This window comes from Streptomyces sp. NPDC048434 (assembly GCF_043200375.1).
Classification (GTDB): Bacteria; Actinomycetota; Actinomycetes; order Streptomycetales; family Streptomycetaceae; genus Streptomyces.
On sequence record NZ_JBICXQ010000005.1, the window covers coordinates 1 to 18,173 of the forward strand.

Below are 18,173 nucleotides of genomic sequence, written 5' to 3' on the forward strand. Positions count from 1 at the left end.
CGGTCCGAAAGCCGGTCATCCACCGACGACTTCACCTGTCCGGGCCTTGGCACACCACTCCCAACGACCCGAACACCCCAAAGTCACCGGTATTGCATCTAGTGGAAGTCGTCCGCATGCTCTTCCGCCCATGAGCGGAACGTGCGCGCCGGTACTCCGGTGATCTCTTCCACCGTGGAGGTGATCAAGTTCGATGCGGACCGCTTTTCAGCGCTGGCCAGCAGCGCCTCAACGAGAGCGGGCGGCCTGCCGTCGGCGAGCATCTGACGGCGTGCGACCTGTACCGGGACCCCTTCGAAGGTCACCGGGCGGCCGATCGCTTCCCCGATCGTCTGTACCTGCTCGGCTCTGCTCAGTACCTGCGGACCGGTCAGGACGTGCTTCGCGCCCACATGCCCGTCCTCGGTCAGCGCAGGTACCGCCACGGCCGCGATATCGCGCTCGTGGATCACCGCCGTAGCGGCGATGTCGGGGCCGCGAACGGCGCGCGTGGTGCGGATCTGCTGGGCCCACCCGCGAGCATTGGAGGCGATGGTGTTAGACCGCAGAATGGTCCACTCCAGGCCGGATTCTTCGATCAGGAGCTCCATATCGGCGTGGAGTTGAGTGATTGGATCGGTCTGCCGTTCGGCGTCTTCGTTCACACCTGACGAGGAGAGGTAGACGATGCGGCGGGCATGTCTCGCGATCGCCTCCAGCACGGCGGGCGCGCCCTCGGTCGTGAGGAATGGCCAGATCAGGAACACTGTGCTGGTCCCCTTCAGCGCCGCCTCCAGGGTGTCCGGCTCGGACAGGTCTCCGCCTGCGACCTTGACTCCTTCCGGTAGTCCGGCTGTTGCGGGCTCACGCGCAAATGCACGCGCAGCGGTGCCCGTGGCCAGGAGCTGAACCACAACCTGTCGGCCGACATTGCCGGTCGCGCCCGTTACAAGAATCTCACTCATGATCAGGTCAGCCTCGGCCCTGCTCGGAGTATTCCGCCTGCCGGCGCCGGTGCACCGAGGCCGAGGGCGCCCGCACGTCCGGCGAATGCCTGGGTGAGGTGCAAGACCCCGCTTGAGTCACCTTTCGACCTGAAGGGATAAACGACAGGCCTAGTGGCAGGAGGTGCATGTCAAACCTCCCTCACGCCTCGTGGAAGGACCACCCGTGGACTGCCCGCGTCCCACAGCCTGGCCGACAACAGCCGCGTGATCAGAGGACGGCACAGGCGTCGCCGATCGCCGTATCCAAAATCGTCAAGGCGAGGGAAAGCTCGTCTTCGGTGGCGGTCAGCGGCGGCGCGATCCGGAAGACTCCGCCCATGCCGGGGAGCTGGACGATGTTCATGTGCAGGCCGAGTTCGAAGCAGCGCCGGGTGACCCGCGTGCCCAGTTCGTCCGAGCTCTGCTTCGTCTCGCGGTCGACGACGAGTTCGAGCCCGGCCAGCAGGCCTCGGCCGCGGATGTCGCCGACGACCTCGTGGCGGCCGGCGAGGTCCGCGAGACCGTGGCGGAGGAAGGCGCCGAGCGAGTGCGCGCGCTCGTCGAGTTTGTGGTCGATCAGGACGTCGAGGACGGTGTTGCCGACCGCTGCCACCAGCGGGTCGGCGACGTGTGTGGTGAAGAACAGGAACCCGCGCTCGTGTGCCTCCTGCTCGATCTCGGCGCTGGTGATCACGGCCGCAAGGGGCAGTCCGGCACCGAGCGTCTTGGACAGGGTGAGGATGTCGGGGACGACACCGTCGCGTTCGAACGCGTACCAGGTCCCGGTGCGGCAGAGGCCGGTCTGGGCCTCGTCGAGGATCAGCAGCATGCCGCGTTCGCGGCATTTGGCCTGCAGGGCCGCGAAATACCCGGCCGGTGGCTCGATGATTCCGCCCGAGCTGAGGATCGGTTCGACGAGGCACGCGGCCAGGCTGCCGGTCGACTGGGCGTCGATCAGGTCGAAGGCGAAGTCCAGCTGGCGGTGCCAGTCCAGCGAGCCGTCGGCGGTGGTGAAGTCGGGACGGTACGCGTTCGGCACCGGGATGGCGAAGTTGCCGGGCGCGCCCGGGCCGTAGCCCTTGCGTCCCGCGCTGTAGGTGGCGGACGCGGCGGCCTGCGTCATGCCGTGCCAGGACCGTGCGAACGAGACGATCTCGTGCCTGCCGGTGACGAGCTTGGCCATCCGGATTGCGGCTTCGTTCGACTCGGCGCCGGTCGTCAGCAGCAGCGCCTTCTCCAGCGGCGCGGGCAAAGTGTCGGCCAGCCGCCGGGCGAGGTCGACCACCGGGCGGCTGAGCATGCCGCTGTAGAGGTGGTCGAGGGTCGCGACCTGTCGCTGTACGGTCGCGACGATCTCCGGGTGCGAGTGGCCGAGGATCGCGCTCATCTGTCCGGAGGTGAAGTCGAGGATTTTCCGGCCGTCCGCGGTGTACAGGAAACTCCCGGCCGCGCGGTCGATGATCTCTCGGGTGAAGTCGCCGCCGTAGCGCACGAGATGCCTCTCGGCATCGGCCCAGAAGGCGGTGGTGGACGGCGGGGTGGTGGTCGAAGCAGCCATGTCCCCGACGGTAGGTCGGCCCCGAGTGACACGTCCATCTCTCAATTCCGGCTGTCCTGTTCGGCAAAACCGCACAACAATGAAGGCGTGATGAACCCCTGGAGGCTGCGGCTGCTGAGCCAGCTGGACACGCTCGGCACCGTCCGGGCAGTCGCCCAAGCTGCCCACCTGAGCCCGTCGAGCGTGTCTCAGCAGCTCGCCGTGCTCGAGGCGGAGACGCGCACACAGCTCCTTGAACGGACGGGACGCCGGGTGCGGCTGACCTCGGCCGGGCTGATCCTCGCGCGGCGGGCACGGGCGATCCTCGATCACATGGACACCGTCGAGGCGGAGCTGCGCGGGTTCGGCCAGGAACCGGCCGGGCTGGTGCGACTGGGGGCATTCCAAAGCGCGATCCACACCATGGCCGTGCCGGCGGTGACCCGGCTGGCGCGCGAGCATCCGCATCTGGCCGTCGAGCTGCTTGAACTGGAGCCGCACGCGAGCATGCCCGCGCTGCGGGTCGGTGACGCGGACCTCATCATCACCACCACGGACTTCGACGAACTGCCGTTGGGGCCGGACCTCGACCTCGTACCGCTGGCCACGGACTCGATCGTGCTGGTGGTCCCGGCCGAGCATCCCGCGGCCGGGCGCGGCGCCGTGGACCTCGCGGCGTACGCGGACGAACCGTGGGCGTTCGACATGCCACAGTCGTACATGGCGAATCTCGCGCTACGACTGTGCCGTCATTCGGGGTTCGAGCCACGGGTGGTGTGCCGGTTCAGCAACTACATGATGACCCTGCAGCACGTCGAGGCCGGGCTGTCGATCGCGCTGCTGCCCGGCCTGGCGGTCGACCACCGCTATCGCGTCGCCACCCGGGAGCTCGCGACCCCAGTGACGCGCACGATCACGGCGGCGATCCGCCGCGGCTCACCACCTCGCGCGGCGGTGCGCGTCGTGTTGGACGCGCTGCGACACAATCCGGGTCTGCCGCCGCTGGGTCGTGAGTGACAGATCGAGTCAGAACCCTGATGTGCCCTGGCACGACGACGAGCACGGTTTCGCACCTGTCTCGGAGAGAGCCTCTCCCGCTGCTCACTGCTCACTGCTCACTGCTCGCCGCTTACCCGCCCGCCGGTGCCGCGGGCGGTATGGGGACCGGCCGTACGGGCCCAGGTCGCCTCACAACTCGGCCAACCCGTACGGCCGTTGTCAGGTCATGCGCCGAGTATCTCCGTGTTCTGGCAGGCGACCAGGCGCCATTGCCCGTCTTCCTTCGCCATGACGTAGAGCGGAGTGCCCGGGTTCCCGGTGGGCTGACCACCGAGCGTCAAGTACTGGGCGTGCACCTTGACGGCAGCCACGTCAGGGCGGATGAACAGCACATCCACCACCTCGTAGGTGGCCGTCGATTCCTTCATCGCACCGGGGAGCACCTTGTGTGTGAAATCCGCTATCTCATCGCGGCCTGTGAGCCGCTTGCCGTGGCCCGTCGTCCAGATCGCATCGTGCCGGAACAGGCCGATGAACTCGTCGGGGAGTTCGTTCTGCTGGCAGTGCTCAAGCGTAGCGATCACCTGCTTGATCGCCTCGATCTCAGCTTCCTGCACCTGGTCATCGCTAACAGTCGTATCCATACGGATCAGCATGCAACCTCAACTGCACTTGAGATCAAGCCCCTTCCTGGCAATCGACTCCCACGTCATTACATCGCAGAGCAAGTCGCTCTCTGCGCTTGAGCTTGGTAGCCAATCACCCGGCACTGGCTCTGCCCACAAGGAAGGGCAGCGCTGCGACGGAGCAATACTCAAGACCTGTGGATCGGCCCCTGGGAGGGACGCGGAAGACGTGCCTTCCCGAATGATCCTTTGGCGGTCACAGAGTAGGCCCGCGTTCGCAGCGCGGGCTGGGAAGGCACGCCCATGCTCGGCGGAGTCAACGACGATGGCACCACACGGTCCGGCTCTCCGATCGACGAGATCGTGCGTGAGGGCGCCCGACGGATGCTCGCCGCCGTCCTGGAGGCTGAAGTCAACCAGCACGTAGTCGAGTTGGTGGCCGGGCTGGAGCAAGTTCCTCGGCAGCTCCGCGGGCCTGTCGCGGCTACCGTGACCCGCCTGACCAAGCAGTGGCAGGACGCCCACGCAGCCTTCCAGGCCCGGGACCTGTCCGACCGGGACTTCGTCTACGTGTGGGCGGACGGCGTACGCCCCAAGGTCCGGCGCGGCCAGGTGCGCTCGTGTGGCGCCGCCCAGATGTGGTGCTGGGCGGCGACCGCGGCTACGACCACGACAAATACCGCCGTCTCCTCTGGGGCCTCGGCCTGAAGCCGTTGACCGCCCGCCGCGGCACCGAGCACGGCTCCGGCCTGGGCGTCCAACGCTGGGCCGAGGAGCGCGCGTTCGCCCACCTGCAATGGTTCCGCCGCCTGCGGATCCGCTGGGAAATACGCGACGACATCCACGACGCCTTTCTCACCCTCGGATGCGCACTCATCTGCTGGCGGCGCCTGAAGTCATCGCGTTAGGAGTTCTTAGCGACGTCGGCCGCGGAACCGTCCAACAGGTCGTCAGCCCGCTGATCCATCAGCGGAAGATGACGCGTCCCCTCCGAGCCGGGAGGGTTGTTCCAGAAGAACTGGGCCACGTTCACGAGCGTGCCGACATTGAGGAGCGCAGCCGCCAGGATCGCAAGTTTGACGGCGATGTCGGCTTCGCGGTGAGGACTGTCAGTGGGGCGCCCTACGCTCCTGCTGTGAACTTCTTCCATAACCCCAACAGCCATCCCGACCGCAATCCTGACAACATGTCAGAGCGTGTCTATCTCCGGCTGATAGCCGATGACATGCTGCCGCCGGAGATCGTCGACGCCTACGAGTACGTGCGGCCCGTGGCGGAGGGTCTCGTCGAGGCCCTCTCCCTCGACCTGGGTGACGCCGTCACCATGCTCAGGGACTGTGACGTGGCGCAGTACGGCGGGCTGGAAAAGCTGCGGGCGGCCGGACGGGCCAACCTCCTCAAGGATCCGTTCGAGTACGACACGGCCGAGCTCGATGACGGCACGGTCCTCCACCTCGTCGCCGGCGACTCCCATTACGTGGGGAGCCAGGTGCTGGTGCTCGACGAGGTTATGCGGACCACGCACGGACACCCTCCGCCACCCGAAGGCGTGCTGGTCGCCGTCCCCGGCCGGCACCACTTCGCCTTCCACCCGATCATGGACCACCATGCGGGCACGGCCGTCAAAGCCCTGGCGTCCTTCGGCCTCGAATCGTACGGAAACGACGCCGACGAAGGGAACGGCCCCATCTCCCCGTACCTGTACTGGTGGCGTGACGGAACCCTGACCTCGCTGACCGCCTTCGACAACGGAGACGGCACGCTCACGATCGAGGTGCCGGGGGAGCTAGAGCCGATCATGGGCCCGTCGGCCTAGCTGTGCGGCCGCCGGGGGTCGGCGCGCCTGCCCCCGGCCGTGGCTCCCCCTTTAACGCCCTGATGTGGGAGCCGTCGACCGCTGCCCGGGAGACGTCCAGGGCGTTTGCGCCACGGAGGCGCGAGAGTGTTGAGCGCAGCTGCACGCGGGGGGCGTTGGACAGCTCCACAGAAGCCGAGCCAGAGCCCGGGAACTGACAGCACCGGCCCTTTCTCACCGGCTGGTTCTGCTGACTCCGGTTCGTTTCTTCTGGCTCATCGGCTTCCGAGTCAGGAGATGAGCGAGCGGCCGGTGGGTGTCGGCTGGAGTGTCCGCTGTCTGTTCTCGCCGGGGTCGACCGGCAGAGCCGGGGGCAGATCGCGCAAGCTTTCGGCCGTCAGGTCGTGGCCTCCTGAGGAGCGGTGGTGGTGGCTTCGCGGGTACTGACCACGTGTGCCGGCAGCACCCGCTCGGCGTACAGCAGGACCGCCGCGCCGGTCAGGACCATCAGTGCCAGGACCGTCCACAGTTGCCATTTCCCGGCGTCGAGCAGGAATCCCAGCAGCAGGGGCGCGGTGGTGCGGCAGACCGACCAGGACAGCTGGTAGATCGACAGGTAGCGTCCCCGCAGGTGATCGGGGGCGGCCTGGACCGACAGGCCCTGCGAGGGTGCGGAGTGGACGAGCTCACCGGCGGTGTAGAGGACCGCGATCGCCAGGACGGCGACGATGGCGTCGGCACCGCTGATGAGCTGGGGAAGGGCCGCGAAGGCGGCGAAGGAGAGCGCGAAGATGACGGCGCCGAGCGCGGCCACGCGGGTGCGCCTGCCGCGCATGGTCAGCCGGGCGGTGGGGACACCGAGCGCGGCGACCAGAGCGGTGTTGACTGCGAAAACGGCCCCAGCCAGGGCATCGGGCATGCCGACGTCGCGGGTGAGGAAGACCGGCAAGGCGATCGCCTGGGTGGTGTAGCCGAAGGCGATCAGGAAGTTGGCAGCTGTGATGAGCAGGTAGGGCCGGTCCGCGAGCACCTGCCGGTACCCGTCCCGTGTCCCCTCCGGCCGGCTGACGCCGCCCTGGACGGCCGAGATCCGGGCCACCAGCACCGCGGCAATGGCGAAGACCGTGGCCAGAACCACCGCGCCGCCGATGAAGCCGGCGCTGCCGTTCAACGCCAGCATGCCCGCCGCCGCCAGGCTGCCGCATCCCATGCCGGCGTTGCGCAGGCTGCGGTCCCACGCCAGTAGCCGGTCACGCTCGGCGCCTTCGGCGATCTCACCGATGAGAGCGTGCTGGCTGGGCGAGGAGGCCCACATCCCCACCGCTACCACCAGGGCGATCGCCAGGAACGCGGGGTAGGAGTCGGCGAACGGGTAGGCGGCGAAACCGGCCGCACGTAAGGCGAGCGCGGCGATGAGCAACCGTCGGCCGCCGAACCGGTCGATGAGGACGCCAGTGACGGGCATGAACGCCAGGGCACAGAGCCCGGCGATGGTCAGGCCCGCGCCGATCGACGTCAGCGACAGGCTGGTGAGCGAGTGGATGAACAGCATCGTCAGTGGCACGTATATGCCGTCGCCGATCGAGCTGACCAGGCTTGCGGCGATGAGGCGGCGGCGGGTGCGAATGGCGGGTTCAGCGGAAGTCGAGCGCACCGCGTCCCCGCTTCAGTTCGGCGAACGCTCCCATACCGGCCAGGGTCCGAGTGGCCTGGAACAGCCGGGTCGCCTCCTCGCCTTTCGGTATGGAGGTGAGGACGGGGCCGAAGAAGCCGGCACCCTCCACGGTGACGACGGGTGTCCCGGCCTCTTCACCGACCGCTTCCTGTCCGGCCTGGTGGCTGGCGCGCAGAGTCGCGTCGAATTCGTCGGTGTGAGCGGCCTTGGCCAGGGATGCGGGCAGCCCCAGCTCGTCGAGGGACTCGGTGATGACCACGTCGTAGTCCTTGTTGCGTGCCACGTGGACGCGGCTGCCGAGCGCTGTGTAGAGGTCGCGCAGGACCGCATTTCCGTGGAGAGCTTCGGCGGCCGCGCACACCCGGGCTGGGCCCCAGGCCCGGTCATTGAACTCGCGGTACCACGGCTCGAGTTCGCGGTGCTCGTTGAGCACGGACAGGCTCATGATCCGGAAGCGCAGGTCGATCGGCTGAAGCCGTTCGACTTCGAGCAGCCACCGGGAGGTGACCCAGACGAAGGGGCAGGTGGGGTCGAAGTAACAGACAACCGCCACGGCGGCTTGAGGAGCAGCACTATCTTCCATGGAAGGTAAATTATCATCCATGGAAGATATAGTGGAAGCCATGCAGCCCGACCCCATCGCCACCATCGTCGAACAGTGGAAACGCGAGAGGCCCGATCTCGATGCGACACCGATGCTCGTCATCGGCCGACTCTTCCGGCTCACCGACGCCCTGGACCAACGGCTACGCCCGCCCTTCGGCGCCGCAGGACTGGGGAGCGGTGACTTCGACGTACTTGCGGCGCTTCGACGTTCAGGGACGCCCCATGCCCTGTCCGCAGGCGAACTCAGCCGTACCGTCCTCGTCACCACCGGCGCAATCACCAAGCGGGTCGACCGACTCGAAGCCCGTGGCCTGGTCAGCAGATCCGTAGCCGAGACCGATTCGCGCGGACGCCTCATCACCCTCACCACCGAAGGCGTCAAACTGACCGACGACCTCATCGACGTCCACCTGGACAACCAGCGTCGGCTTCTCGCCGGGCTCAGCGGGGATGAGCAAACTCAGCTCGCCGGCCTGCTCGAACGACTCGCCTCCACGCTGGCCGCGGGTGATCGGTCACCCGAAGGCGAGGCGTCGGTCACCCGCAGGCGAGATGACGGGGCGTAGACATACCTGCCCCCCATGAGCAGCTCCCCGAAGCGGACCTCGTGCGCCAGCGCGGTGGGCTTGCACCGACCGACGCGCTGCGCCAGTACCCACCGCCCGAGAACCGCCGCGAGTCCGTGAAAACACGGAATTTCGTGTCGGTGGCTTCCGCCGAATCGGCGTGTACGTCAGGAGGCCGACCTCCGTCGTAGGCTGAATTTCGCACGTGATGGACAGGAGGCTGAGGTGGCCGAGGCGACGGTGGCCGAGGTGATGGCCGAGGTGGCCGAGCTCGAGGACCCGAAGACACGCGAGGTGAACCAGAAGCACGGTGACGATCATGGTGTGAACCTCAGCAAGCTGCGCGCGCTCGCGAAGCGGCTCAAGACGCAGCAGGAACTCGCGTGCCGGCTCTGGGCGACGGATGACTCCGCGGCGAGACTGCTGGCGATCCTGATCTGCCGCCCGAAGGCGTTCGAGCGTGACGAGTTGGACGTCATGGTGCGCGCGGCGCGGACACCCAAGGTGCACGACTGGCTCGTGAACTATGTGGTGAAGAAGAACCCGCACTCCGAAGAGCTGCGCCTGTCCTGGTTTGCCGATCCGGATCCAGTGGTCGCGAGTGCCGGCTGGGCGCTGACCACCGAACGCGTGTCGAGGAAGCCCGAGGGCCTCGACCTCGCAGGGCTGCTCGACGTCATCGAGGCGGAGATGAAGGACGCCCCGGATCGCCTGCAGTGGGCGATGAACCACTGCCTGGCTCAAATCGGGATCGAGCACGCCGAGCACCGCACCCGTGCCATCGGCATCGGTGAGCGCCTGGCGGTGCTCAAGGACTACCCGACTTCCCCGGGCTGCACGTCTCCGTTCGCGCCCATCTGGATCACCGAGATGGTGCGTCGACAGCACGACAAGTAGGCGGAGCAGCGCAAAGCCTTCGGCAGCGACCTCCCTCAAAGACCCCCAGCTTGTCGTCGCCTCTGAGTCCTCCAAGGGATCCGAGAGCGACAGCGGCCTGGCCGACCGGAAGCCGACCACAACCACGCCTTCTGGTGCACCTGCGCCGAGGACTACACCCACGTGAAGTCCGTCTTCAAGCTCACCCCGCCCGACAGCGAGAAGACCGCCCTGACCGCCATGCGCGACACCTGCACCCACTCACCCATGCGGTGATCGAGCCTGCGCGTATTGGTTGTAATGCGCGGAGCACATGCACGACGGTCCCCGGCTGGCCACCCCCGTCCAGCCGGGGACTTGTGTCTGCGGCGTCGCTGGTCAGAGCCGATGCGCCATTCATGCGGACCGTGTCGTCACCGATGCCTCTGGGATGCGGAGGCGCCGGACGGATCGGCGTCTGTGTGGCCTAACGGCCCGACCCCAAGCATCCCAATGCAAAAAGGTGATTGAAAGGGTCTTGACCCTGTCAACTTTGAGCAAATACCGTCCCGGGTGTCTCGGCAGTGGGAGGGCGTCCCCCACGGGTGACCTCCGCCGACTTCACGGTCTCGCCCGCGCGGTGGGGCCGACGGCACCACCCCAGGAAGGCTCCGCGTGCGTAGACGTTCCCTCCTCACGGCGGCCGCCGCCTCGACGCTTGCGGCGGTTCCGCTCGCGACCGGCTGCGGCCCCACCTCGTCGTCATCGGCCTCCGGCGGCCGCTCCCGGCGCGGCCATCTCACCTACGGCGTCTGGGACGTCTACCAAGTACCCGCCATGAAGCGGGTGGCGCGGGAGTTCGAGCGCTCCCGGCCGGGGGTGACCGTCGACGTTCAGCTCACTCCCAACGGGACGTACTGGACCAAACTCCGCACCGCGTGTACCGGCGGCGCCGCTCCGGACGTCTTCTGGATGAACGGCCCCAACTTCGGTCTCTACGCGGATGCCGGGCAGCTGCTCCTGCTGGAGACCGACGGGCCGGACCCGGTGCTGCGGCCCGCCGACTTCCCGCCCGACCTGGTCTCCCTCTACCACTGGAAAGGCACCCAATACGGTGCCCCGAAGGACTTCGACACGGTCGCGCTGTGGTTCAACAAGGAGATCTTCGACCGGGCCAAGGTCGACTACCCGGACTCCACCTGGACCTGGCAGGACCTGATATCCACCGCGCAGCGGCTCACCGATCGCAAGCGAGGGATCTATGGCGTAGGCGCCCCGGTCCGCGCGCAGGAGAACTACTACAACTCGATACCGCAGGCCGGCGGCTGGGTCATCTCCCCGGACAAGGGGCACTCCGGCTACTCCGACGAGCGCACCCGGGAGGGGCTGCGGCTGTGGATCGACCTGATCCACCGCTACCGCGCCTCGCCGTCCCTGCAGCAGATGACCGACACCGACCCCACTCAGATGTTCCAGTCCGGGACGCTGGCCATGACCTACGAGGCGTCCTACAACGCAGCGACGTTCTACGCCGACCGCGAGCTGCGCGCCAAGGTGGACGTCGCGCCGATGCCCAAGGGCCGGCGGCGCGCGACCGTCCTGCACGGCCTGGCCAATGTCATCTACGCCCACACGCCGCAGCCCGAACTGGCTCGGGATTTCGTCCGGTTCCTCGGTGGGAAGCGCGCCTCGTTGCTCCAGGGCAAGTACGGCACCGCCATCCCGGCGCGCAACGGCACCGCCGAACCGTGGGCCGCCGGCATGCCGCACTTCGACCTCCAGGTGCACCTGGACGCACTCGACTACGCGGTGCCCTTCCCCAGCTCCGCCAACAGCGCCGCCTGGTCGCACAAGGAGCAGATGTGGCTCGCCAAGGCGTGGAGCGGCGATGAGAGCCTCAAGGACGCCACCGGCTCCCTGACCACAGCGATGAATCAGCTTCTCGCGCAGGAGAGAAAGGGCCGGTCCTGATGAGCCTCGATGTGCCTACGGAATCCGCCGTACCAGGACAACGCACCCACCCGGATGCCGTGGACCAGCGGGAACTGCGCCGCCGCGAACGCCGCTTCCAGCACCGGGACAAGTGGTGGGGTTACGCGCTGATCGCCCCGGCCGGGCTGGGCCTCGCGGTCTTCTACCTGTGGCCCGTGGTGCAGACGGTGTACTACAGCTTCACCCAGTGGGGCGCCTTCGGCGGGACGAGCTGGATCGGCCTGTCCAACTACCGCACGCTCGTGGACGATCCCGAGTTCTGGCAGTCGCTGGGCAACACCGGCACCTACACCGGACTGGTCCTACTGGGCATCCCGCTGTCGATGGTGCTGGCGGTGCTGCTCAACCTCAAGGGCCTGCGCGGCACCGGCATCTACCGCACGTTCTACTTCCTGCCGGTGGTCACGATGCCCGCCGCAGTCGCGGTGGTCTGGCGCTGGCTCTACAACGGCGACGTCGGCATCCTCAACCACGCACTGTCCGCGATCGGCATCGACGGAACCTACTGGGTGTCCGACCCGGACACGATCCGCTTCGCGGTCGCCATCGTCGGCGTGTGGATGACCGTCGGCTACAACATGATCCTGCTGCTGGCCGGCCTCCAGAGCATCCCCAGCGACTACTACGAGGCCGCGTCGCTCGACGGTGCGGGGCGCATCCGGCAGTTCTTCTCGGTCACCCTGCCGCTGCTGAGTCCCACGCTGTTCTTCACCACCGTGCTGTCGATCATCCAATCCCTGCAGGTCTTCGACCTGGTGTATCTGATCATCGGCGCCAACACGCAGAACTCGCTGCAGAACCCGGCCTACGGCGATGGCCAGACCGTCGTGATGCTCTTCTTCCAGAAGGCGTTCTTCGACAACCAGCGCGGCTACGGCGCGGCGATCGTCTGTGTGCTGTTCGTCCTGATCATGGCGCTGACCGCCGTCCAGTTCCGGTTGCAGAAGAGGTGGGTCCACTATGCCTGAGGCGATGCGGGGCACCCGGGGGCCCCTGAACTCCCGGCGCGGAAGCCGGGTGGGCAAACTGTGGCCCGCCCATGTCCTGCTCGCACTGGGCGCGGTGATCACCGTCTTCCCACTGGTGTGGGAGGTGCTGACCTCCTTCAAGAGCTTCGGCGAGTCCGTACGGGTGCCGCCGACGATCCTGCCCGCGCACTGGGACTGGTCGAACTACTCGAAGGTCTTCGAGGCGATTCCGTTCGGGCAGCAGTTCGTGAACACGGTCGTGATGGCGCTGCTGCGCACCGCGGCCCAGCTGCTGTTGTGCGCGATGGCGGCCTACGCCTTCGCCCGCATCCGCTTCCCGGGGCGCGGGGCGATCTTCCTCGGGTTCCTCGCCGTGCTGATGGTGCCCGGCCAGCTCTTCCTGCTGCCGCAGTACCAGATCATGCAGAGCCTCGGCTGGCTGGACTCGATGCAGGCGTTGGTGATCCCCGGGATGTTCTCCGCCTTCGGAACCTTCCTGCTGCGGCAGTTCTTCATGGGGCTGCCCGCGGAGTTGGAGGAGGCGGCACGGCTGGACGGCGCCAATCCCTTCACCGTCTTCTGGCGGATCGCCCTGCCGCTGGCCCGGCCGGGGCTGCTGGCGCTGGGCATCCTCACGTTCCTGTGGTCCTGGAACGACCTGATGTGGCCGCTGATCGTCAACAGCGACCCGGCCAAGATGCCGCTGTCGGCCGGGCTGGCCTCTCTCCAGGGCGCCCATCTGACCGAGTACCCGGTGCTGATGGCCGGGTCCCTCCTCGCCACGCTCCCGGTGATCGTGGTGTTCGTCGCGATGCAACGCCAGTTCATCCAGGGCATCGCGTTCTCCGGAATGAAGGGCTGAGCACACATGACCGACACCTCCGTCGACGCGGCGGACGACCGCCCGCACACCCGCGACCTGCGGCTGGGCGTCATCGGGCTCGGCCTGCGCGCCACCCTTGCCAAGGAGGCCCACCACCCCGGCGAGGGCTCCGTGGTGGTGGCCGCCGCCGATACCGCGCCCGGCATGTTCGGCCGGGCCCGCGAGTGGTTCGGCGACGACGTCCACGTCTACCCCGACCACCGTCAGATGCTGGCTGACGAAGACCTCGACGCGGTCTTCGTCATCACCCCCGACCACACCCACGAGGCCCTCACGGTCGACCTGTTGGACGCCGGGATCGCCGTCTTCGTGGAGAAGCCGCTCGCCATCACCACCGAGGGCTGCGACCGCGTCCTGGAGGCCGCACGGACCGGCGGCACCCGGCTGTACGTGGGCCACAACATGCGGCACATGCCGGTGGTGCGGGTCCTGCGCGACCTCATCCGACGCGGCGAGATCGGCGAGGTCAAGGCCGTGTGGTGCCGGCACTTCGTCGGCCACGGCGGCGACTTCTACTTCAAGGACTGGCACGCCGACCGCCGCAACACCACAAGCCTGCTCCTCCAGAAGGGCGCCCACGACCTGGACGTCATCCACTGGCTGGCCGGCGCATACACCGAGCGCGTCACCGCGCTCGGCGGCCTCACCGTCTACGGCGACATCACCGACCGCTCGGGACAGCCCCCCGGCGCCGTCATGCCCGACTGGTACGACCCCGAGCACAACTGGCCCCCGCTCTCCCTCACCGGCCTCAACCCCGTCGTCGACGTCGAGGACCTGTCGATGATGGTCATGCGGCTGGAAGGCGGCGTCCACGCCAGCTACCAGCAGTGCCACTACACGCCCGACTACTGGCGCAACTACACGGTCATCGGCACCGAGGGCAGGCTGGAGAACTTCGGCGACCACGGGGAGAGCGCCGAGGTCCGCGTGTGGAAGCACCGCAGCGGCTACCGCACCGACGCCGACCTCGTCGTCCCGATGACCTCGCCCGGCGAGGGCGGGCACGGCGGCTCCGACCCGATGCTGGTGGCCGAGTTCCTACGCTTCGTCCGCTCCGGCGGCCCGACGGACACCAACCCGATCGCTGCCCGCGAGGCGGTCGCCGCCGGGGTTGCGGCGACGGAATCACTGCGCGCCGACGGCCGCCCCGTCACCGTGCCTCGTGTCGCCCCCGACCTGGCCGACTGGTTCGCCAACGGCCAGAGCTGAGTACGTCGAGCAGCGGCGGTGGCCGCGCCTGTCTCTCAGGCGACCCCACCAGCAAGATCGCGGTCTACGGCTGGGGTACCAGGTCGCGCTGATACCAACTGCCTGGCATACCGCCGAGGTCGGCCGGGTCAGCTGGGCCGACCAGGACGAACCCGGCTTTTGCCAGCACCTTCTGGGACGCGGCATTCTCGTGGGCGCTGGCCGCCCGCAGGGTGCGCAGCCCGTGCCGCGACGCCGCCAGCCGGCACAGCTCCCGAACGGTCTCGGTCGCCACGCCGCGGCCGGCGACATGCTGCGCGACCCGATAGCCGAGTTCCGCAGTGCGATCCTCGATGTCGACCAGGTTGAACCTTCCGAGTACCGAGCCGTCTTCGGCGACGAGCACGTGGAAAGCGCAGATGCCGGCCTCCTGCTCAGCCAGCAAAGCGTTGTACCGGTCGGTGAACTGGTCGAAGAAGTCGTCGCCGCGGTCGGAGACCGAGGCAGCGAAGTAGGCGCGGTTCGCCAGCTCGAAGGCCAGGACCGCCGGGGCATGACCACCATGCAGCTGCTTCAGTTCGGGCACTGCCCGACTCTACCCAGATGGCGCGTGGGGCCACCTGCGTTCCGCCAGCGGCAGACAGTCTCAAGACCAGGACCAGGGCACATAACGATCTACGACTGGAACACCAGGCGGCTTCTCCCGGCTCCTCGGGCGGCCGAAGGAAGATGCCTGCGAGGTGAAGCCGGCCAGGTAGCTGGTCGCGGCGTTCTTACATCCCTCTCATAACTGCGCCCCATGGTTGGGTTCATGGTGACCAAACATATTGCCGCCGGTTTCGGAATGCTCATGACGATAACCTTGACGGGTGCAGCCGGGACGGCCACCGCGGCTCCCTCTCCGGTCTCCGACAAGACTTCCGCCTCAGCGCCCGGCAACAAGGCGGCGAAAAACTACTTGTACGCATCCATCGGGGATTTCGACACAAACGTGAAACCGCTGATCGATCGCCCCGACGTCGCCGGCGTGCAGCTGGTGGTGCCGTGGAAGGCGCTCGAGCAGAAAAAGTATCAGTACGATTTCTCGGAGATCGATCGGGCGCTGAACTATCTGCAGTCCCGTCACAAGAAGCTGTTCATCCAGATCCAGGACCGGTTCTTTGCACCGCCGACCAGGCTCCCCGCCTACCTGTTGAGCGATCCGGCATACAGGGGAGGCGCGGCTCCGACAAAGAACGAAAGCGGCCTTGGCCCCGGCAAGCCCGGAACGATCGCGGCGCAATGGAATCCGCAGGTGCGGAGCCGTTTTCAGCACCTACTGAAGGCACTGTCACAGCGGTTCGACGGTCGCCTCGCCGGGGTGAACCTTCCGGAGACCGCTACCGAAGTGGACACCAAGAAGGACCGTACTGGATACAGCGACGACTCCTACTTCAAGGCAGAGCTCGCCAACATGGCCTACGGCAGGAAGGTCTTCACCAAGACGCCGTTCATTCAGTACGTCAACTTCTGGCCGGGTGAATGGAACAACAGTCGAAACTACATGAAGCGCACCTTCGAGTTCGCCAAGTCGCACGGAATCGGCCTGGGTGGGCCTGACATCCTGCCGAACCGCCCGGCGCAGATGCAAAACTCGTACCCCTTCTTCAAGAAATACGGAGGACAGCTCCCACTCGTGGCCATGGCTGTACAGGAACCCGACTTCCAATACAAGAGCCCCAAAACGAAGAAGCCGTACACCCGCCAAGAGTTCACCGATTTCGGCACGAACACCCTCGGTGCCGACGCCATCTTCTGGGCCACCAGCGCCCCTGGCTCCACCAGCCGGCGGCACGATAGCGCCATTCATCATGCGCGGGCGGGGGCGGCGCCATGGCACCTGAGATTAGGGGCGAACTGACATCCCCTCGACTAGGAGGGTGTCTCACGTGGCAAGTTTCGCGAGCTTCTTGTAGCAGGTCAGGGCGGCGGCCCTGGCCAGGCCTCGGCTCTGCCTGTCGTTGCGGACCACCTACGAGATCTTGAGACCACGAGCAGCCCATGGCAGGCTCATGCCGCATGATCGATGAATTCGCGAAAGACAACCTGCACGGGAGACTGCGGCGGGACCGCAAGGCGCTGCTCTGGAAACTCGACGGCTTGTCCGAATACGACGCCCGCCGACCTTTGACAGTGACCGGGACCAACCTCCTCGGCCTGGTCAAGCACGTGGCCACCGTCGAGGCCAGGTACTTCGGCGAGGTCTTCGACCGCCCTTCCCCGGAACCGCTGCCCCAGTGGCAGGACTCCAACGGCAGCGATCTGTGGGCGACCGAGGACGAGACCCGCGATCAGATCCTCGGGTTCTACCGGCGCACGTGGGAACACTCGGACGCGACGATCAACGAGCTTCCCCTCGACGCCCCCGGCCACGTGCCGTGGTGGCCGGAGCCTTATGCCGACACGAACCTGTTCGCCATCATGGTCCATGTCCTCGGCGAGTCCATCCGGCATGCCGGGCACGCCGATATCCTGCGCGAGAGCCTCGACGGCCGGACCGGGTTGCGCGCCGAACTCGAGAAGCAGATCGACGAGGAAGCCCGTGCAGCCTACTGCGCGAAGATCGAGCAGGCCGCCAGGTCGGCCGCACCAATCAAGGCTTAGAGGTTGTCTCACGTGACTTGATGTTCGTGCGGCATGATGCCGGTCGTGGGTGCTGATCTATCGAAGCATCTGGTTCCTGATGAACTCTGGGAGCTGGCCGCCCCGTTGCTGCCGTCGTTCGCTGCTCGTCCGCAAGGTGGTGGGACCGCTCCGTGTGACGAGCGGGCCGTGTTCACGGCAGTGGCGTACGCGCTGACCAGCGGCTGTGGCTGGCGGCATCTGCCGCCGACGTTCGGCACGTCGCCCGCCACCGCGCATCGCCGCTTCACGGTATGGACCGAGGCCAGCCTGTGGCGTCGGCTGCACCGGGCGGTGCTGGACGAACTCGGGGCCCGGGGCGAGGTGGACTGGACCTCGGCGATCGTCGACGCGGCCTCCGTTCGCGCCAAAAGGGGGGATCGCTGACGTCGATCGCGCAGCAAGCTGCACGTGCTGCCCGATGCCCAGGGCATCCCGCTCGCCGTCGCCGTGTCCGGCGCGAACATGCACGACGGCCTCGCCCTCAAGCCGCTCATCCGCGGCATACCCGCCGTCCGGTCCCGCCGGGGACCACGGCGGCGCCGACCCGTCAAACTCCGCGCGGACAAGGCGTACTTCTCCGCCGACACCTGGCCTGGCTGCGCGAGCGCGGGCTCGTCGCGCGCATCGCGCGGCCCGGCATCGAGTCCGGCGAACGCCTCGGTCGGCACCGCTGGAAGACCGAACGGTCGATCGCTTGGCTCTTCGGCTACCGCCGCCTCACCGTCCGATACGAACGAAAGGGCTCGCACTTCCTCGCCTTCCTCGGCTTGGCCGCCGCCCTGACCTGCTACAAGAAGCTCGCGAAACTTGTCACGTGAGACACCCGCTAAGGGCTGCCCCGTAACTGATCC

At 67.3% G+C, this 18,173-nt stretch carries 19 protein-coding genes and 1 pseudogene; 13 read left to right on the top strand and 7 right to left on the bottom strand.

The window, feature by feature from the left end; translation table 11 throughout:
* Nucleotides 1–98: 98 nt before the first annotated feature.
* Both ACGFWI_RS07360 and ACGFWI_RS07365 read right to left on the bottom strand, forming a co-directional pair.
* Nucleotides 99–944 (bottom strand): NAD(P)H-binding protein, encoded by an 846-nt coding sequence (locus ACGFWI_RS07360; RefSeq protein WP_393904959.1) that lies wholly within the window; start codon nt 942–944, stop codon nt 99–101.
* 250 nt (nt 945–1,194) lie between these two features.
* Nucleotides 1,195–2,523, bottom strand: coding sequence for an aspartate aminotransferase family protein (locus ACGFWI_RS07365; RefSeq protein ID WP_393904960.1), 1,329 nt, complete (start codon nt 2,521–2,523; stop codon nt 1,195–1,197).
* Nucleotides 2,524–2,610: 87 nt separating this feature from the next.
* Between ACGFWI_RS07365 and ACGFWI_RS07370 the strand changes: the two genes are divergently transcribed.
* Nucleotides 2,611–3,519, top strand: coding sequence for a LysR substrate-binding domain-containing protein (locus ACGFWI_RS07370; protein WP_393904961.1), 909 nt, complete (start codon nt 2,611–2,613; stop codon nt 3,517–3,519).
* Between the two features lie 206 nt (nt 3,520–3,725).
* Here ACGFWI_RS07370 and ACGFWI_RS07375 read toward each other — a convergent pair whose 3' ends face one another.
* Nucleotides 3,726–4,145: an SgcJ/EcaC family oxidoreductase gene (locus ACGFWI_RS07375; protein WP_393904962.1), complete on the bottom strand. Its 420-nt coding sequence runs from the start codon at nt 4,143–4,145 to the stop codon at nt 3,726–3,728.
* A gap of 285 nt (nt 4,146–4,430) precedes the next feature.
* Here ACGFWI_RS07375 and ACGFWI_RS07380 point away from each other — a divergent pair, with 285 nt between their 5' ends.
* Nucleotides 4,431–4,835, top strand: coding sequence for a transposase (locus ACGFWI_RS07380; protein WP_393904963.1), 405 nt, complete (start codon nt 4,431–4,433; stop codon nt 4,833–4,835).
* 5 nt (nt 4,836–4,840) lie between these two features.
* Entirely contained in the window at nt 4,841–5,035 is a 195-nt protein-coding gene (locus ACGFWI_RS07385) for a hypothetical protein (protein WP_393904964.1), read from the top strand.
* On the opposite strand, the gene ACGFWI_RS07390 is transcribed toward ACGFWI_RS07385, so the two are convergent.
* Nucleotides 5,032–5,292 carry a hypothetical protein gene (locus ACGFWI_RS07390; protein ID WP_393904965.1) on the bottom strand — a complete coding sequence of 87 codons (261 nt, stop codon included), beginning with the start codon at nt 5,290–5,292 and terminating at the stop codon, nt 5,032–5,034. The genes ACGFWI_RS07385 and ACGFWI_RS07390 overlap by 4 nt on opposite strands.
* Before the next feature lie 21 nt (nt 5,293–5,313).
* Here ACGFWI_RS07390 and ACGFWI_RS07395 point away from each other — a divergent pair, with 21 nt between their 5' ends.
* Nucleotides 5,314–5,943: a hypothetical protein gene (locus ACGFWI_RS07395; protein ID WP_393904966.1), complete on the top strand. Its 630-nt coding sequence runs from the start codon at nt 5,314–5,316 to the stop codon at nt 5,941–5,943.
* A 376-nt stretch (nt 5,944–6,319) separates the two neighbouring features.
* On the opposite strand, the gene ACGFWI_RS07400 is transcribed toward ACGFWI_RS07395, so the two are convergent.
* Both ACGFWI_RS07400 and ACGFWI_RS07405 read right to left on the bottom strand, forming a co-directional pair.
* Nucleotides 6,320–7,576, bottom strand: a complete 1,257-nt coding sequence (locus tag ACGFWI_RS07400) for an MFS transporter (RefSeq protein WP_393904967.1) — start codon at nt 7,574–7,576, stop codon at nt 6,320–6,322.
* Nucleotides 7,557–8,180, bottom strand: a complete 624-nt coding sequence (locus tag ACGFWI_RS07405) for a disulfide bond formation protein DsbA (RefSeq protein ID WP_393904968.1) — start codon at nt 8,178–8,180, stop codon at nt 7,557–7,559. The genes ACGFWI_RS07400 and ACGFWI_RS07405 overlap by 20 nt, the downstream gene beginning before the upstream one ends.
* Between ACGFWI_RS07405 and ACGFWI_RS07410 the strand changes: the two genes are divergently transcribed.
* The 6 genes from ACGFWI_RS07410 to ACGFWI_RS07435 all read left to right on the top strand — a co-directional run bounded on the left by ACGFWI_RS07410 (nt 8,179) and on the right by ACGFWI_RS07435 (nt 14,679).
* Complete coding sequence (locus tag ACGFWI_RS07410; protein ID WP_393904969.1) at nt 8,179–8,769, top strand: MarR family winged helix-turn-helix transcriptional regulator; 591 nt, start codon at nt 8,179–8,181, stop codon at nt 8,767–8,769. The genes ACGFWI_RS07405 and ACGFWI_RS07410 overlap by 2 nt on opposite strands.
* 252 nt (nt 8,770–9,021) lie before the next feature.
* Entirely contained in the window at nt 9,022–9,666 is a 645-nt protein-coding gene (locus ACGFWI_RS07415; protein ID WP_393905226.1) for a DNA alkylation repair protein, read from the top strand.
* 633 nt (nt 9,667–10,299) lie between these two features.
* Entirely contained in the window at nt 10,300–11,595 is a 1,296-nt protein-coding gene (locus tag ACGFWI_RS07420; RefSeq protein WP_393904970.1) for an ABC transporter substrate-binding protein, read from the top strand.
* A complete protein-coding gene (locus ACGFWI_RS07425; RefSeq protein ID WP_393904971.1) occupies nt 11,595–12,584 on the top strand; it encodes a carbohydrate ABC transporter permease in 990 nt (329 codons plus the stop codon). The genes ACGFWI_RS07420 and ACGFWI_RS07425 overlap by 1 nt, the downstream gene beginning before the upstream one ends.
* A complete protein-coding gene (locus ACGFWI_RS07430; RefSeq protein WP_393904972.1) occupies nt 12,577–13,446 on the top strand; it encodes a carbohydrate ABC transporter permease in 870 nt (289 codons plus the stop codon). The genes ACGFWI_RS07425 and ACGFWI_RS07430 overlap by 8 nt, the downstream gene beginning before the upstream one ends.
* A gap of 6 nt (nt 13,447–13,452) precedes the next feature.
* Nucleotides 13,453–14,679 carry a Gfo/Idh/MocA family protein gene (locus ACGFWI_RS07435; protein ID WP_393904973.1) on the top strand — a complete coding sequence of 409 codons (1,227 nt, stop codon included), beginning with the start codon at nt 13,453–13,455 and terminating at the stop codon, nt 14,677–14,679.
* A gap of 64 nt (nt 14,680–14,743) precedes the next feature.
* Here ACGFWI_RS07435 and ACGFWI_RS07440 read toward each other — a convergent pair whose 3' ends face one another.
* Nucleotides 14,744–15,244, bottom strand: coding sequence for a GNAT family N-acetyltransferase (locus ACGFWI_RS07440; RefSeq protein WP_393904974.1), 501 nt, complete (start codon nt 15,242–15,244; stop codon nt 14,744–14,746).
* A 225-nt stretch (nt 15,245–15,469) separates the two neighbouring features.
* Here ACGFWI_RS07440 and ACGFWI_RS07445 point away from each other — a divergent pair, with 225 nt between their 5' ends.
* The 3 genes and pseudogenes from ACGFWI_RS07445 to ACGFWI_RS07455 all read left to right on the top strand — a co-directional run bounded on the left by ACGFWI_RS07445 (nt 15,470) and on the right by ACGFWI_RS07455 (nt 18,140).
* On the top strand, nt 15,470–16,558 hold the full coding sequence (locus tag ACGFWI_RS07445) for a hypothetical protein (protein WP_393904975.1): 1,089 nt from the start codon (nt 15,470–15,472) through the stop codon (nt 16,556–16,558).
* A gap of 158 nt (nt 16,559–16,716) precedes the next feature.
* Nucleotides 16,717–17,301, top strand: coding sequence for a DinB family protein (locus tag ACGFWI_RS07450; RefSeq protein WP_393904976.1), 585 nt, complete (start codon nt 16,717–16,719; stop codon nt 17,299–17,301).
* Nucleotides 17,302–17,346: 45 nt separating this feature from the next.
* A pseudogene (locus tag ACGFWI_RS07455) lies at nt 17,347–18,140 on the top strand (IS5 family transposase).
* Nucleotides 18,141–18,173 lie beyond the last annotated feature (33 nt).